At 66.8% G+C, this 14,253-nt stretch carries 17 protein-coding genes, 1 tRNA gene and 1 pseudogene; 6 read left to right on the top strand and 13 right to left on the bottom strand.

Annotation, left to right across the window (positions count from 1 at the left end; translation table 11 throughout):
* The first annotated feature begins 53 nt into the window (after positions 1–53).
* Positions 54–1,128: pseudogene (locus tag A5784_RS23355) on the top strand (NAD(P)/FAD-dependent oxidoreductase).
* A 249-nt stretch (positions 1,129–1,377) separates the two neighbouring features.
* Here A5784_RS23355 and A5784_RS23360 read toward each other — a convergent pair.
* Together A5784_RS23360 and A5784_RS23365 are read right to left on the bottom strand one after the other, a co-directional pair.
* Positions 1,378–1,743 (bottom strand): SpoIIAA family protein, encoded by a 366-nt coding sequence (locus A5784_RS23360; protein WP_064947261.1) that lies wholly within the window; start codon positions 1,741–1,743, stop codon positions 1,378–1,380.
* 87 nt (positions 1,744–1,830) lie between these two features.
* Positions 1,831–1,912, bottom strand: a tRNA-Leu gene (locus tag A5784_RS23365).
* A 90-nt stretch (positions 1,913–2,002) separates the two neighbouring features.
* On the opposite strand from A5784_RS23365, the gene A5784_RS23370 reads away from it, so the two are divergent.
* The 3 genes from A5784_RS23370 to A5784_RS23380 are packed head-to-tail and all read left to right on the top strand — an operon-like array spanning position 2,003 to position 3,506.
* Entirely contained in the window at positions 2,003–2,743 is a 741-nt protein-coding gene (locus A5784_RS23370; RefSeq protein WP_064947262.1) for a helix-turn-helix domain-containing protein, read from the top strand.
* 41 nt (positions 2,744–2,784) lie between these two features.
* Complete coding sequence (locus tag A5784_RS23375; RefSeq protein WP_064947263.1) at positions 2,785–3,159, top strand: hypothetical protein; 375 nt, start codon at positions 2,785–2,787, stop codon at positions 3,157–3,159.
* Complete coding sequence (locus tag A5784_RS23380) at positions 3,156–3,506, top strand: DUF3817 domain-containing protein (protein WP_029371915.1); 351 nt, start codon at positions 3,156–3,158, stop codon at positions 3,504–3,506. Before A5784_RS23375 ends, A5784_RS23380 begins: the two co-directional genes overlap by 4 nt.
* On the opposite strand, the gene A5784_RS23385 is transcribed toward A5784_RS23380, so the two are convergent.
* The 11 genes from A5784_RS23385 to clpS form a co-directional block, all read right to left on the bottom strand.
* The gene (locus A5784_RS23385; RefSeq protein ID WP_064947264.1) at positions 3,496–4,116 is read right to left on the bottom strand and encodes a non-canonical purine NTP pyrophosphatase; all 621 of its coding nucleotides are present in this window, start codon (positions 4,114–4,116) and stop codon (positions 3,496–3,498) included. The genes A5784_RS23380 and A5784_RS23385 overlap by 11 nt on opposite strands.
* 6 nt (positions 4,117–4,122) lie before the next feature.
* Complete coding sequence (gene rph / locus A5784_RS23390) at positions 4,123–4,902, bottom strand: ribonuclease PH (protein WP_064947265.1); 780 nt, start codon at positions 4,900–4,902, stop codon at positions 4,123–4,125.
* Between the two features lie 9 nt (positions 4,903–4,911).
* On the bottom strand, positions 4,912–5,676 hold the full coding sequence (locus A5784_RS23395; protein ID WP_029371911.1) for a cyclic nucleotide-degrading phosphodiesterase: 765 nt from the start codon (positions 5,674–5,676) through the stop codon (positions 4,912–4,914).
* A 64-nt stretch (positions 5,677–5,740) separates the two neighbouring features.
* On the bottom strand, positions 5,741–6,565 hold the full coding sequence (gene murI / locus A5784_RS23400; protein ID WP_064947266.1) for a glutamate racemase: 825 nt from the start codon (positions 6,563–6,565) through the stop codon (positions 5,741–5,743).
* On the bottom strand, positions 6,562–7,224 hold the full coding sequence (locus A5784_RS23405) for a rhomboid family intramembrane serine protease (RefSeq protein WP_064947267.1): 663 nt from the start codon (positions 7,222–7,224) through the stop codon (positions 6,562–6,564). The genes murI and A5784_RS23405 overlap by 4 nt, the downstream gene beginning before the upstream one ends.
* A 49-nt stretch (positions 7,225–7,273) precedes the next feature.
* On the bottom strand, positions 7,274–8,248 hold the full coding sequence (locus tag A5784_RS23410) for a cysteine synthase (protein WP_064947268.1): 975 nt from the start codon (positions 8,246–8,248) through the stop codon (positions 7,274–7,276).
* A 3-nt stretch (positions 8,249–8,251) separates the two neighbouring features.
* Positions 8,252–8,524 carry a MoaD/ThiS family protein gene (locus A5784_RS23415; protein WP_064947269.1) on the bottom strand — a complete coding sequence of 91 codons (273 nt, stop codon included), beginning with the start codon at positions 8,522–8,524 and terminating at the stop codon, positions 8,252–8,254.
* Complete coding sequence (locus A5784_RS23420; RefSeq protein WP_197514852.1) at positions 8,521–9,021, bottom strand: M67 family metallopeptidase; 501 nt, start codon at positions 9,019–9,021, stop codon at positions 8,521–8,523. The genes A5784_RS23415 and A5784_RS23420 overlap by 4 nt, the downstream gene beginning before the upstream one ends.
* Positions 8,966–9,985 (bottom strand): P1 family peptidase, encoded by a 1,020-nt coding sequence (locus A5784_RS23425; RefSeq protein ID WP_064947271.1) that lies wholly within the window; start codon positions 9,983–9,985, stop codon positions 8,966–8,968. Before A5784_RS23425 ends, A5784_RS23420 begins: the two co-directional genes overlap by 56 nt.
* Complete coding sequence (gene aosR, locus A5784_RS23430; RefSeq protein WP_064947272.1) at positions 9,986–10,564, bottom strand: oxidative stress transcriptional regulator AosR; 579 nt, start codon at positions 10,562–10,564, stop codon at positions 9,986–9,988.
* A gap of 6 nt (positions 10,565–10,570) precedes the next feature.
* Complete coding sequence (clpS, locus tag A5784_RS23435; protein ID WP_064947273.1) at positions 10,571–10,873, bottom strand: ATP-dependent Clp protease adapter ClpS; 303 nt, start codon at positions 10,871–10,873, stop codon at positions 10,571–10,573.
* A gap of 54 nt (positions 10,874–10,927) precedes the next feature.
* Between clpS and A5784_RS23440 the strand changes: the two genes are divergently transcribed.
* Both A5784_RS23440 and A5784_RS23445 read left to right on the top strand, forming a co-directional pair.
* A complete protein-coding gene (locus A5784_RS23440; RefSeq protein WP_064947274.1) occupies positions 10,928–12,238 on the top strand; it encodes a nicotinate phosphoribosyltransferase in 1,311 nt (436 codons plus the stop codon).
* 35 nt (positions 12,239–12,273) lie between these two features.
* Positions 12,274–14,247, top strand: coding sequence for an ATP-dependent DNA helicase (locus A5784_RS23445; protein ID WP_064947288.1), 1,974 nt, complete (start codon positions 12,274–12,276; stop codon positions 14,245–14,247).
* Positions 14,248–14,253 lie beyond the last annotated feature (6 nt).

Consider the following 14,253-nt stretch of genomic DNA (forward strand, 5'->3'; position numbering starts at 1 on the left):
CCGGTATGTTTGCTGGTGTCATTCGGTCCTGCCGCTGCGCCCGAAGGAGCAAGATGACCACCGTCGCCCAACGCCACCAGGTCGTGATCATCGGGTCCGGATTCGGCGGTTTGAAGGCGGCAAGATCCCTCAAGCACGCCGACGTCGACGTCACTTTGATCTCGCGGACCACGACGCATCTTTTTCAGCCGCTGCTCTATCAGGTAGCCACGGGCATCCTCTCCGAAGGCGAGATCGCACCTACCACCCGCCTGGTACTGCGCGACCAGAAGAACGTCAGGGTTCGCCTCGGCGAAGTGGAAGGCATTGACCTACAAGCCAAGACAGTCACCTCGAAGCTCATGTCGCAGGAGACCGTCACGCCTTGCCGCCGATGGGTCCCAAGCTCGGCCTCAAGGCCCAGAAGCGCCTGGAACAGCTCGGCGTCGAGATCCAGCTCAACGCCATGGTGACGTGGACTACATGGGCATCACCGTCAAGGACAAGGACGGTGGTGAACGCCGTATCGAATGCGCCTGCAAGGTGTGGTCGGCCGGGGTGCAGGCCAGCCCGCTGGGCAAGTTGATCGCCGAGCAGTCCGATGGCAGCCAGACCGACCGGGCCGGCCGGGTCCTCGTCGAACCGGATCTGACTGTCAAAGGCCACCCGTACGTGTTCGTAGTGGGTGACCTGATGGCAGTCCCCGATGTGCCCGGGATGGCGCAGGGCGCGATTCAGGGCGCCGCCTACGCGACCGACATCGTCAAGCGCTCGCTGGCGGGTCAGGACGATCCGGCGAACCGCGAGCCGTTCAAATACTGGGACAAGGGCAGCATGGCGACGGTGTCACGATTCGACGCGGTGGCCCAGGTGCCGATCCCGAAGTCGCCCAAGAAACTCGAATTCGGCGGCCCGTTGGCATGGCTGGCGTGGCTGGTGCTGCACCTGGTCTATCTGGTCGGCTACAAGAATCGGTTGACCACACTGGTGACCTGGTTCATCACCTTCCTGGGCCGCGGCCGGGGCCAGATGGCCATCACCAGCCAGATGATCTACGCGCGCACCGCGATGCAGGCGCTGCAGAGCCGACAGGGGCCGCTGGCCGCGGTCGAAGCCGCGGACAAGATCGGAAAGGATGAGTCCGCCTAACAGCATCCGCTGACCGACCCCGATTTGCCGTACCCAACTTGCATTCCAGCCCTTGCCGCCGCGCCCGGACATGCTCGTGTTGGCTCGAGCCGAGCAGGTGAGCCCGCTGGTGACAAGCCAAGGCCCCCAGAGTGTTTGGCGCAGGTTTCCAGGGATGCACGATTTCGGCACCACCATTCCGCTGTGCGGCAGGGTTTTTCACCGTTTGACGGAGGCGAGTTCGTGGAGCGAGAACACACGCCGCAAAACTCAGCCGGCCGCCCACTCCTTGGCGGCATCGAGCTCTTCGAGGCCAAAGACTTTGAGCTCGCCGGGGATCATCCACGCGAACGCGTGCATGGCCAGGGCCACCCATTCCTTGTCGGACACGACGGCGATCCTCTTGAACGCCGCGTGGTGATGCGCGAGCATCCCCATCCCGAGCTTGAGATCCTCAACGAGCCCACCAGGCCCGAAACCCTCATAGTCTTCGATGACCTCGACGATTCTGATCTCGCTCGTCTTCGACAGCTCGTCGATCTTGGGTCGGAACTGTCGTAAGTCATCGCCGCTCACCTTGCCGGTCACCCGGATGCCGAACACCCCGTCGGGCATATCGGGAAGCAGTTCGATCATCGATTTCCTCCTGCCGCGAGCCATCGGAACGTGCCCCATTTTCTCAAATGGAGGGCCAATATCGCGAGGTCGGCGAGGCGACATGAGTGCGCGAGGGGGGACTCGAACCCCCACGCCCTAAGGCAATGGAACCTAAATCCATCTCGTCTGCCAGTTCCGACACTCGCGCGCTAGCACATCAGCCTAGCCTCTCGTCGCGCTGACGAATCTGTCGGTGGCACCAATTACGTTGCCTTCAACACCTGCGGAAGGAACTGGCATGCGGTCCGCGGACGAGTTCACAACCGTCAACGAGCTCATCGCCTCAGGCATGAACGACTGCGCCATTGCGCGGCTTACGGGCATCCCTCGCAAGACAGTGTGGGAATGGCGAAATAGGCCAAGCAGTCGACTGCGATATCCACGTGATCCATTCGAGTGTCGAATCAGCCACGACTTCTCGGCACTTCCGGCCGATGCGTACTGCTATGTCCTCGGCATGTATCTCGGGGACGGTTGTATTTCCAAGTTCCCCCGTACGTGGCGCCTGAGGATCACGCTCGACACCAAGTATCCGGGAATCATCGACCAGTGCCGCGAAGCGATCAACCTGCTCATGCCCGGACAACGAGCGGCTATCGTGTGGCGTTCTGACGGCTGCGCCGATGTCTCCATGAGCTCCAAACACTGGCCATGTCTACTGCCTCAGCACGGTCCAGGAAAGAAGCACTTGAGGCCGATTCAACTGGAGGACTGGCAAGAGATACTCGTCAAAGAATCGACTGAACAATTCGTGCGTGGCCTGATCCACAGCGACGGCTGCCGCGTCGTCGCCGACGATCGCGGTGTCAAAAGCGTCCGCTATCACTTCTCGAACAGATCGGACGACATCCGGCGGCTCTATTGCGCCGCTCTCGACCAATTGGATATCCCCTGGACCCGACCCAGCCAATACGACGTGGCGGTCTACCGGAAGGCGGCGACCGCACGTCTCGACGAGTTCATTGGCCCGAAGGTCTGACGGATGTGAGCTGATCCAGGCTCGCGCGGTACCGTGGACTAATGTCCACTACACGGCGTAGGAGGCCAGCGCTCATCGCACTGGTCTGCCTCGCTGCTGCCGGCTGTATGGGGCTGGCCTGGTGGCAGTGGACGCGGTATGAATCGGTCTCCGGTTCCTTCCAGAATCTGGGCTACGCCCTGCAGTGGCCGATGTTCGCCGCCTTCTGCTTCTATGCGTACTACAAGTTCGTCCGTTACGAGGACGCGCCACCGCAGCCGGTGGCCGAACAGACGGAGATCCCTGCCGGGCTGCTACCCGAAAGGCCGAGGCCGGCAATACAAGACGACGACGATCAGGCCATGAGTGAGTACAACAGGTACCTCGCCGAACTGGCCAAGAGCGATGCAGAGAAGGAAGACAGGACCGACAGATGACCGCACCCGAACCGGACACCGAGGTCACCACGCCCAAGGAGACCATCCGCAAGGCCCTGCTGGGCTACCGCGTGATGGCGTGGGCGACCGGTCTGTGGCTGATCGCGCTCTGCTACGAGATGGTGCTCAAATACATCGTTCAGGTGGACAATCCGCCGAGCTGGATCGGCATCGTCCACGGCTGGGTGTACTTCGTGTACCTGATGTTCACCGCCAACCTCGCGGTCAAAATCCGCTGGCCCCTCGGCAAGACCATCGGCACCCTGCTCGCCGGCACCATCCCGCTGCTGGGCATCATCGCCGAGCACTTCAACACCATCGCGATCAAAGAGCGCTTCAGCCTGTAAGACCTGTAGAGCCGGCCAGCTCCCGCAACGCAGGCACCAACAGCGCCAGCGCCCGCCCGCGGTGCGATGCCGCATCCTTCTCGGCAGGCGACAGCTCGGCGGCTGTCCGCGTCGATCCGTCGGGCAGGAACACCGGGTCGTAGCCGAAGCCGCCGTCGCCGCGGCGCTCGCGGATGACCGTGCCTGGCCACTCGCCGCGCACCACCGTCGAACCGGAGGCTGACACCAGCGCGCACGCCGATACGAACGCCGCGCCGCGTCGCTCGTCGGGCACATCTGCCAGCTGACCCAGCAGCAGTGCGGTATTGGCGGCGTCGTCGCCATGCTTGCCCGACCACCGCGCCGACAGCACACCGGGCATGCCGTTGAGGGCCGCGACCGCGATCCCGGAATCATCAGCCACACACGCCAGACCGGTGGCTTTGAATCCATCGGTGGCCTTGGCGAGCGCGTTCTCCTCGAAGGTCGCGCCGGTCTCGGGTGCCTCGTCGAACGGCGGGACGTCGGCCAGGGAAAGCAGCGAAAGCCCGGACACCCCAGCGGCATCGAGCACCCGCCGGAGCTCGGCCAGCTTCTTCGGATTGCGGCTGGCGACCAACAGCTCAGGCATCCGCCCTCAGCTTCCGAACGACTTCTTGGGCGCCGGCCCCTCAGGCAGCACACCGGGATACGGCAACTCCAGCGCCTCGCGCTGAATGACGAACAACTGCTCGCAGGCGCCGAGTGCGGCATCCAGCAGCTTGTCGAGCGTCGAGCGCGGGAAGGTCGCCCCTTCGCCGGTGCCCTGGATCTCGACGAGCGTTCCGGTGTCGGTGGCGACGACATTCATGTCCACCTCGGCCCGGGAATCCTCGGTGTAGGGCAGATCGACCCGCACGCGACCGTCGACCACGCCGACCGACACCGCGGCAATGGCGCACGACAGCGGCCGCGGATCCGAGAGCCGTCCCGCGGCAGCCAGGTATGTCACAGCGTCGGCCAGCGCGACGTAGGCACCCGTGATGGCTGCCGTGCGGGTGCCGCCGTCGGCCTGCAGCACATCGCAGTCGATGGCAATGGTGTTCTCCCCCAACGCCCCAAGGTCGATGCAGGCCCGCAGCGAGCGGCCCACGAGCCGGCTGATCTCCTGCGTGCGGCCGCCGACCCGGCCCTTGACCGACTCACGGTCCGACCGGTCATGGGTAGCGGCAGGAAGCATCGCGTACTCGGCCGTCAGCCAGCCCTGCCCGGAACCTTTGCGCCAGCGCGGCACGCCCTCAGTGACCGAGGCGGTGCACATGACACGGGTCTGGCCGAATTCCACCAGCACCGAGCCGGCCGGATGATTGGTGAAGCCACGGGTGATGACTACCGGGCGCAGCTCGTCGTCGAGGCGGCCGTCTTCTCGTCTGGACACCCGCCAACCCTATCGGGTGATGTCGAATACCTCGCCGCACACCACGGCGTGCACCGGGCCGTCGAACTCGGCCTTGGCCTCGCTGATCACGTCCTCACGCGACGTCCACGGCGGAATGTGGGTGAGCAACAGCTCACCGACACCGGCGGCAGCGGCAGCGCGCCCGGCCTCGGCGCCGGACAGGTGCAGCCGCGGCGGGCGTGACGGATCGTCGGTCCACGATGCTTCACACAGGAATACGTCGGCGCCGCGCGCCAGATCCACGAGCGCATCGCAGTAGCCGGTGTCGCCGCTGTACACCAGCGTCGCTCCGGACGGGTCGGTGAACCGCATGCCGTACGACTCGGTGGGATGGCATACCAACCGCGGGGTGATGTTCAGCGTGCCCAGCTCGATGGCCTCGCCGTCCACCCAGTTACGGACATCGAAGATGTCGGTGAAGTCATCGATCTCGCCACCTTCGGGCGAGGAGGCCGCACCGAGCCGGGCCCAGGTGTTGGCGGGGCCGTACATGATGCCGCGATCGGTGGCCGGGATCGGGTGATAGCGCCGCCACACGAAGAGTCCGGGCAGGTCCAGGCAGTGATCGGCATGCAGATGTGACAGCAACACGTTGACCGCATTGGGGTCGGCGTAGCGCTGCAGTGCGCCGAGAACGCCGCCGCCGAAGTCGATCACCATCGGCACCGTGTCCGGCGCGGTGACGAGATACCCCGACGCCGGAGAATCTGGGCCGACAACGCTGCCGGAGCATCCCAGGACGGTCAAACGCACAGTCCCTAGCTTGCCATGCCTGGCATGCACGTCGCCAAGACATGGCCGGTTTGGGCGACGGAGATCATGTTCCGGCGCCGGCGTGACGCCCCACCTGCCGTACGCCATCGAGAGTCGGTCCCAGGAATCGGGTCGCCAGAGCAGTGAACGCCTCTGGATCGCCCGTCGCTTCGAAGACTCGTTGCGCCGCGGAAACCCCGTGCGGCTTCAGCAAATCAAGCTCGGTCAGCACCCGCAGCAGATCCTTGGCAGTCTCCTCGGCCGAGGACACCAGCGTGACGTTGTCGCCCATCGCCAATTGGATCAACCCCGACAGCATCGGATAGTGCGTACAGCCCAGCACCAACGTGTCGACCTCAGCGCGCTGCAGAGGCTCCAGATAACCCTCCGCCAGGCCGAGCACCTGCCGCCCGCTGGTGACGCCACGCTCGACGAAGTCGACGAACCGCGGACAGGCGACGCCGATGATCTCGGTGTCGCGGGCCGCGGCGAACGCGTCCTGGTATGCCCGCGACGCGATGGTCGCCGCCGTCCCGATGACGCCGATGCGCCCGTTGCGGGTCGCTGCCACGGCACGACGCACCGCGGGCAAGATCACCTCGACCACCGGTACGGGCGCGTAGCGCTCTCTGGCGTCGCGCAGGCACGCCGAGGATGCGGTGTTGCACGCGATCACCAACGCCTTGACTCCCCTGGCGACGAGGTCGTCGCCGATGGCCAGCGAGTGCGCCCGAATCTCCGGGATGGTCAGCGGCCCGTACGGCCCGTTGCCGGTGTCGCCGACGTAGACGATGTCCTCGTCGGGCAGCTGGTCGATGATGGCGCGGGCGACGGTGAGTCCACCGACCCCGGAATCGAAAATCCCGATCGGCGCGAGCTGATCTCTCATGAGGTCAGCTGGTTGGGCCGCCTGCGGACCTGCCGGGCTTTGCGTTCGGGCCCGGACAGCAGGTAGGCCGCGAAGATCCCGGCGACCGCCCCGCACAGGTGTCCCTGCCAGGACACCCCCGCACTACCGGGCAGCACTCCGAACAGCACACCGCCGTAGACGAACAGCACGACGACGCCTATCACGATCTCCCACACATTGCGGGTGAAGAACCCGAACACGATCAGGAACGCCAGCCAGCCGAAGATCAAGCCGGAAGCACCGATATGAGTGCTTGTGCACTGCGCGGTCACGTAGGGGCAGTGCAGGCCGATGTTGCCGATCAGCCACGTGCCGAAGCCGCCGAATATCCAGATGATCGCCGTCGCGGCGAAGAATCGCCCCATCCCGGCCAGGGTCATCAGAAAGCCGAGCACCAGCGCGGGCACGGTGTTGGCGATCAGGTGCGGCCAACCGCCGTGCAGCAGGGGCGCCCACAGGATGCCCCACAATCCGTCGGTCTGCAGGGGCCGGATGCCGTCTTGGTCGAGGCGGTGGCCCATGGCGGTGTCAACAATCTCGACCACGTAGAGCAGTGCGACAAAGATGAGGATGGTGGCGCCGCCGACCTTCCACGCCGGTGGCTTCTTCGGCGTGGTCGGTACGGGCAGACCGCTCATGGGCGATCCGCCTGCGGCTCCTCGCGGGCGCTTGCTCACGCGCACACCTCTATGCCCACAACTGCCCTTCCAACGCGTCCTCCGCGTCATCCAGGCTACCGGCGTAGGCACCGGTCGACAGATACTTCCATCCGGCGTCGGCCACCACGAACGCGATGTCCGCGCGCTCACCGGCCTTGACCGCCTTGGCGGCCATGCCCAGCGCGGCGTGCAGTACGGCGCCGGTGGAGATGCCCGCGAAGATGCCTTCGCGGGTCACGAGGTCGCGGGTCCGTTTGACGGCGTCGTACGAGCCGACGGAGAACCGGGTGGTCAGGACCGCCGGATCGTAGAGCTCGGGAATGAAGCCCTCGTCGATGTTGCGTAGCGCGTACACACCCTCGCCGTAACGCGGTTCGGCGGCCACGATCTGCACACCGGGGACCTGCTCGCGCAGGAACCGGCCGGTGCCCATCAGGGTGCCGGTGGTGCCGAGCCCGGCGACGAAGTGGGTGATCTCCGGCAGGTCGGCCAGCAGCTCGGGCCCGGTGCCGTAGTAGTGCGCGTCGCTGTTCGCCGGGTTGCCGTATTGGTAAAGCATCACCCACGAAGGGTTTTGTGCGGCAAGCTCTTTGGCGGTGGCGACGGCCGTGTTGGAACCGCCTTCTGCCGGGCTGAAGATGATCCTGGCGCCATAGAGCTCCAGGATCTGACGCCGCTCGATCGAAGTGTTCTCCGGCATCACGCAGATCATGTGGTAGCCCTTGAGCAACGCCGCCATGGCCAACGAGATCCCGGTGTTGCCACTGGTCGGCTCCAGGATGGTGGCGCCGGGCTCCAGTAGCCCGTCGCGCTCGGCCTGCTCGATCATCCGCAGCGCAGGCCGGTCCTTGATGGAGCCCGTCGGATTGCGGTCCTCGAGTTTGGCCCACAGCCGCACGTGCGGTGTTCCGTCGGCGCCGTCATCCCAGCGGGGCGAGAGGTTCTGCAGGCCGACCAGCGGGGTGTCGCCGAGGGCCTGCAGCAGCGAATCGTGCCTGGCCATGCGTTACCCGCCCGCGACAGCGGGCAGGATGGTCACCGAATCGCCGTCGGCGATCGCAGTGTCCAGGCCGCCGGAGAACCGCACGTCCTCATCGTTGACGTAGATGTTGACGAAGCGGTGCAGCTTGCCGTTATCGACGAGTCGGTCGGACAGGCCCGAGTAGTTGGCCTCCAGATCGCTGATCACTGCGGCCAGCGTGTCGCCGGACGCGCTGACCCGCTTCTGCCCGCCGGTGTGCGGACGCAGGATGGTCGGGATCGAGACGTTAACGGTCACACTTGCTCCTTGTTGCTGTACTGCTCGACGATCTGGACGGGCTCTTCGGTGACGACCCCGTCGAGGATGCGGTAGCTGCGCAGTTCGTGCTGGTTCGGATCGCGGGTCGAGACCAGCACGTAGTGCGCATCAGGCTCTGACGCGTACGAGATGTCGGTGCGGCTCGGATACGCCTCGGTCGCGGTATGCGAGTGGTAAATGACGACGGGCACCTCGTCGGCCTCGTCCATCGCGCGCCACACCTTGAGCTGCTCACCCGAATCGAACCGGTAGAACGTCGGCGAACGCTCGGCGTTGACCATTGCGATGAACCGTTCGGGCCGATCGGAATTCTCCGGCCCGGCGATCACCCCACACGCCTCGTCAGGATGGTCCGCCCGCGCATGGGCCACCATGGCCTCGGCGAGGTCACGGCGAATCACCAACACTGGACGGCTCCCTTCATCCGAACGCTCCCGGCAACATGTCACGGTAGGTGGGTATTCCTGCCACCGCATCCGCGGCCAGCACCCCGACCAGCACTGCCCGGGCCAGCACCTCCGCCGCGGCGGCCCCGATCCGGGCCACCAGCATGGTCTCGGGCGACATCGCGGCCGGGGTTCTCGGGTTCGGCTCAACCGTCACCGCGCCGGTGGCCAGCGCGAACACCGTATCGCCGTCCAACGGGGTGTGGCACGGCGCGATGGTGCGGGCCAATCCGTCGTGCGCGGCCACTGCGACGCGCCGACAAGCGGCCTTGCTCAGCGCGGCATCGGTCGCGACGACTGCGATGGTGGTGTTGAGCGGGCTCAGTTCGGTATGCAGATCGGCGTAGGCGGCGAGCTGGTTCGCCGGCGGTGCGACAAGGCCGAACTCGTGGGTCAGTGTGGTCATCCAGGGCAGCCCAGTTGCGGGGTCGACGACGTCGCCCGCGGCATTGACGATCACCAGGGCGCCAACGGTCACTCCGTCGGGCAGCACTGTCGACGCCGTGCCGACGCCACCTTTGAGCACGCCGGCCCGTGCACCCACCCCGGCCCCGACAGTCCCGAGACCGAACTGGGCACTCGCCGAAGCCGCGGCGGCGTAGCCGAACTCAGCGGTCGGCCGGTTCGCCCATCCACCGACGGGTAGATCGAAGATCACCGCGGCCGGGACGATGGGAACCACTCCGCCGTCCATCGCGACGCCGCGACCCTGCTGCTCCAGCCAGGTCATCACGCCGTCGGCGGCGGCCAAACCGTACGCACTGCCGCCGGAGAGCACGACGGCGTCGACGTGGCGGACAGTGTTGATCGGGTCGAGCAGATCGGTCTCACGTGTTCCCGGCGCGCCGCCGCGACCGTCGACCGCACCGACCGTGCCGGGCGGTGCGAGGACGACGGTGCTGCCCGTGGCCCAACCGGCACCCAGCGTGACGTCCGGGTCGATGCGGTGATGGTGGCCGACCAGGATGCCGCCGACGTCGGTGATCGAGCCCATCTACTTGCCCATGAGTCCCAGCACGAGGTACTCCTGCAGCACCGTGAGCCACTGGTACACGTCAAGGTGCCCGGCCATGGGGTGCTCCTGCGACAGCCGGTGTGGGCCGTCAGGCCTGATGTCGAGCATGGTGCCGAGCGCCAGGCGGACGTCGTTGACCGCGGCGGCCCAGGCCTGCGCGTCGCTCTCGGTCAGCTCGAACTTGCCGCCGCCCTCCGGCAGCGTGTCCAACAGCCGTTGCGCCGCATCGCGTTTGGCGTCGATGATCTCCGGCTCATGCAAGCCGCGCAGCGCGCTGTTGAGGCTTTCGGCAGTGCCGGAGCCGGCCGGGTGCTCGTGGGCAGGTCGGTAGAAATCCGGTAGCAGCCGGCGCAGGGTGTCGTCCTGCGGCGGCTGCGGGTTTCCGGTCCGGATGCCGGTGATGGCATGCAGTTCGTCTGTGGGCGCCGAGGATTCGCGTTCCTCGAGCATGCCAAGCAACGAGGTCACCAGGTTCTGGAGCAATACGGCTTCATGAGCAGCCAACGACGAGCGGAACCGCGGGCCGTCAGCGGTTTGGATCCGCTTCCACTTGCGCACCGTCGATCAGCGGTCCTGCGCCAAGGTCGCCCACAGCCCGGCGGCGTGCAGTTTCGACACGTCGACCTCCATGGATTCGCGGCTGCCCGCAGACACCACAGCCTTGCCCTCGTTGTGCACCTGCAGCATGAGCTTGGTGGCATGCGGCTCGCTGTAGCCGAAGAGCTTCTGGAAGACGTAGGTCACGTACGTCATCAGATTGACAGGGTCGTCCCACACGATGGTCACCCATGGATTGTCGGTGGCCTCGGCCCCGGCGACGTCAACTTCTTCCCGGGTACCCGGACGGGCCTTCGCCGGTGTAACCATGGGCTCACAATACCGGCGAGATCCCCAAACCCGGAAACGGCTACGGTTGCTGCTGTGACGGTCGCGTTGCTCACCGACAAGTACGAGCTGACCATGCTCGCCGCCGCGCTTCGCGACGGTACTGCGCACCGACAGACGACGTTCGAGGTCTTTGCCCGCCGGCTGCCCGAGGGGCGCCGCTACGGCGTGGTTGCGGGCACCCAACGCTTCGTCGAAGCCTTGGGGCAGTTCAGGTTCGACGACACCGCATTGGCGACGCTGGATTTCCTTGACGACGCGACGCTGGCGTACCTCGCGGACTACCAGTTCCGCGGCGACGTCGACGGCTACGCCGAAGGCGAGCTGTACTTCCCCGGCTCGCCGGTGCTGTCGGTGCACGGCAGCTTCGGCGAGTGCGTGATCCTCGAAACGCTGGTGCTGTCAATCTTCAACCACGACACGGCGATCGCCTCCGCCGCGGCGCGGATGACCACCGCCGCGGCGGGCCGGCCGATGATCGAGATGGGTTCCCGGCGCACCCACGAGCAGGCCGCCGTCGCCGCGGCCCGCGCGGCCTACCTCGCGGGGTTCGCCGGGACGTCGAACCTCGAGGCCGAGCGCCGCTACGGCGTACCGACGATGGGCACCGCGGCGCACGCCTACACGCTGTTGCACACGACCGCCTCAGGCCCCGACGAGCAGGCGGCGTTCCGCGGGCAGGTGGCCGCCCTCGGCACCGACACCACGTTGCTGGTGGACACCTACGACATCACCACGGGCGTGGACAACGCGATCGCGGTCGGCGGGACCGAGCTGGGCGCGGTCCGCATCGACTCCGGCGATCTCGGTGTGCTGGCCCGCCAGGTCCGCACACAGCTCGACGGGCTGGGCGCCGCCTCGACGCGCATCGTCGTCTCCGGCGACCTCGATGAGTTCGCGATCGCCGCCCTGCGCGCCGAACCCGTCGACAGCTACGGCGTCGGCACCTCGGTGGTCACGGGTTCGGGAGCACCCACCGCCAGCATGGTCTACAAGCTCGTCGAGGTCGACGGCATCGGTGTGGCCAAACGCAGCAGCCACAAGGAATCGCACGGTGGCCGCAAGCAGGCGATGCGTCTGGCCAAGACCTCCGGAACCGTCGTCGAAGAAGTCATCTACCCGTACGGGCAGCCCCCGGCTGCTCCGGCAGGCCTGACGGCACGCACGCTCACCGTCCCGCTGGTGTCAGGCGGTGAGCCGGTGTCGGACGCGACCCCCGCCGCCGAACTCATCGCCGCGCGGGAGCGGGTCGCCGCCGGGCTGCACAGCCTGCCGTGGGACGGGCTCAAACTCTCCCGCGGCGAACCGGCCATCGGCACCCGCATGGTGCCCGCCCAGGAACGTTAGGAGCTCCCACGCCGGAATCCGACTTCCCCAAGGACATCACCGACCTGCTCGCGGTCGCCGTCGACGGACTGGGTGGCGCACGCCGCACCGGTCAGATCGAGATGACGCAGGCTGTCGCGCACGCCTTCGAATCCGGTGAGCACCTGGCCGTGCAGGCCGGCACCGGAACCGGCAAATCGCTTGCCTACCTGGTCCCGGCGATCGCGCACGCCCTGGCCACCGAGCAACCGGTCGTCGTCTCGACCGCCACCATCGCGCTGCAGCGTCAGCTGGTGGATCGGGACCTGCCCCGGCTCGTGGAGTCGCTGGCCGGTGCGCTCCCCCGTCGCCCCACCTTCGCACTGCTGAAAGGCCGGGGAAACTACCTGTGCCTCAACAAGATCCACAACGGTGCCGGCGAACCGGAGGACCGCCCACAGGATGAGTTGTTCTCACCGATGGCCATCAGCGCGATGGGTCGCGACGTGCAGCGCCTGCTGGATTGGTCATCGGACACCGAGACCGGCGACCGCGACGAGGTGACGCCGGGCGTGCCGGACCGCTCCTGGAGCCAGGTCAGCGTCTCGGCGCGCGAGTGCGTCGGCGTGTCACGCTGCCAGTACGGCACCGACTGCTTCGCCGAGCGGGCCCGCGGCCTGGCCGGCGCCGCCGACGTGGTGGTGACCAACCACGCCCTGCTGGCCATCGATGCCCTCTCCGATTTCGCGGTGCTGCCCGAGTACGAACTGCTGGTCGTCGACGAAGCCCACGAGCTGGCCGACCGCGTCACCGGGGTGGCCACCGGCGAACTCTCCCCGACATCGATGGCCGTGGCACATCGACGAGCCGCCAGGCTGGTGGATCCGGAACTCGCAGAACGTTTCGAGGCCACCATCGCGACGCTGTCCTCACTGCTGCACGACACCGAACCCGGCCGCATCGACGTGCTCGACGACGAACTGGCCACCTATCTGACGGCGCTGCGCGATGCCGCCAACAAGGCCAGGATGGCGATCGACACCGCGCCGAGCGATCCGAAGGCCGCGGTCGCCCGCAACGAGGCGGTGACCGCGCTGACCGATGTCGACGACACCGCCACCCGCATCCTGTCGTCGTTCGTCCCGGCCATCCCGGACCGCACCGATGTCGTCTGGCTCGACCATGAGGAGTCGCGCGGTACGGTCCGCACCATCCTGCGGGTGGCCCCGCTCACCGTGTCAGGATTGTTGCGCACCAGGCTCTTTGACCACACCACGGCAGTGCTGACCTCGGCCACCCTGAGCCTTGGTGGCAACTTCGACGCCATGGCAAGGGCGTGGGGCCTGGCCAAACCGGACGACTCCGAGGGCACGACGACACCGGGCTGGCGCGGCATCGACGTCGGGTCGCCGTTCGAGCATGCCAAATCCGGAATCCTCTACGTCGCCAAGCATTTGCCGCCACCTGGCCGCGACGGAGCCGGCGACGACACCCTCGACGAGATCGAAGGTCTGATCACCGCGGCGGGCGGTCGCACGCTGGGCCTGTTCTCCTCGATGCGGGCCGCGAAGGCTGCCGCTGAAGTCATGCGCGAGCGCCTCGACACCCCGGTGCTGTGTCAGGGTGACGACACCACTTCAGCTCTGGTGCAACAGTTTTCAGACGACCCTGAGACCTCACTTTTCGGCACCCTGTCGCTATGGCAAGGCGTCGACGTGCCGGGGCCTTCGCTGTCGTTGGTGCTGATCGACCGGATTCCGTTCCCCCGCCCCGACGATCCGCTGCTGACGGCGCGGCAGCGGGCGATCAGTGCCCGCGGCGGCAACGGTTTCATGGCGGTCGCGGCCAATCACGCGGCGCTGCTGCTGGCGCAGGGCGCGGGTCGACTACTGCGCCACACCGACGACCGCGGTGTGGTCGCGGTGCTCGATTCCCGGCTGGCAACCGCCCGCTACGGCGGATACCTGCGCGCGTCGCTGCCACCGTTCTGGTCCACCACCGACGGCGACCGGGTCCGTCAGGCCCTGCGCCGATTGCGTGGCGGCAGCTGAGGTTGC

The organism is Mycobacterium sp. 852013-50091_SCH5140682, assembly GCF_001665685.1.
In the GTDB taxonomy this organism is placed as follows: Bacteria; Actinomycetota; Actinomycetes; order Mycobacteriales; family Mycobacteriaceae; genus Mycobacterium.

Bases quoted from the DNA above. Each gene is read 5' to 3' on its own strand.
- murI (WP_064947266.1), bottom strand. From the start codon at position 6,565: ATGAGAGATCAGCTCGCGCCGATCGGGATTTTCGATTCCGGGGTCGGT.
- A5784_RS23370 (WP_064947262.1), top strand. From the start codon at position 2,003: ATGCGGTCCGCGGACGAGTTCACAACCGTCAACGAGCTCATCGCCTCA.
- A5784_RS23375 (WP_064947263.1), top strand. From the start codon at position 2,785: ATGTCCACTACACGGCGTAGGAGGCCAGCGCTCATCGCACTGGTCTGC.
- A5784_RS23385 (WP_064947264.1), bottom strand. From the start codon at position 4,116: ATGCCTGAGCTGTTGGTCGCCAGCCGCAATCCGAAGAAGCTGGCCGAG.
- A5784_RS23405 (WP_064947267.1), bottom strand. From the start codon at position 7,224: ATGAGCGGTCTGCCCGTACCGACCACGCCGAAGAAGCCACCGGCGTGG.
- clpS (WP_064947273.1), bottom strand. From the start codon at position 10,873: ATGGTTACACCGGCGAAGGCCCGTCCGGGTACCCGGGAAGAAGTTGAC.
- A5784_RS23410 (WP_064947268.1), bottom strand. From the start codon at position 8,248: ATGGCCAGGCACGATTCGCTGCTGCAGGCCCTCGGCGACACCCCGCTG.
- A5784_RS23380 (WP_029371915.1), top strand. From the start codon at position 3,156: ATGACCGCACCCGAACCGGACACCGAGGTCACCACGCCCAAGGAGACC.
- A5784_RS23420 (WP_197514852.1), bottom strand. From the start codon at position 9,021: ATGCGGTGGCAGGAATACCCACCTACCGTGACATGTTGCCGGGAGCGT.
- A5784_RS23425 (WP_064947271.1), bottom strand. From the start codon at position 9,985: ATGGGCTCGATCACCGACGTCGGCGGCATCCTGGTCGGCCACCATCAC.
- A5784_RS23360 (WP_064947261.1), bottom strand. From the start codon at position 1,743: ATGATCGAACTGCTTCCCGATATGCCCGACGGGGTGTTCGGCATCCGG.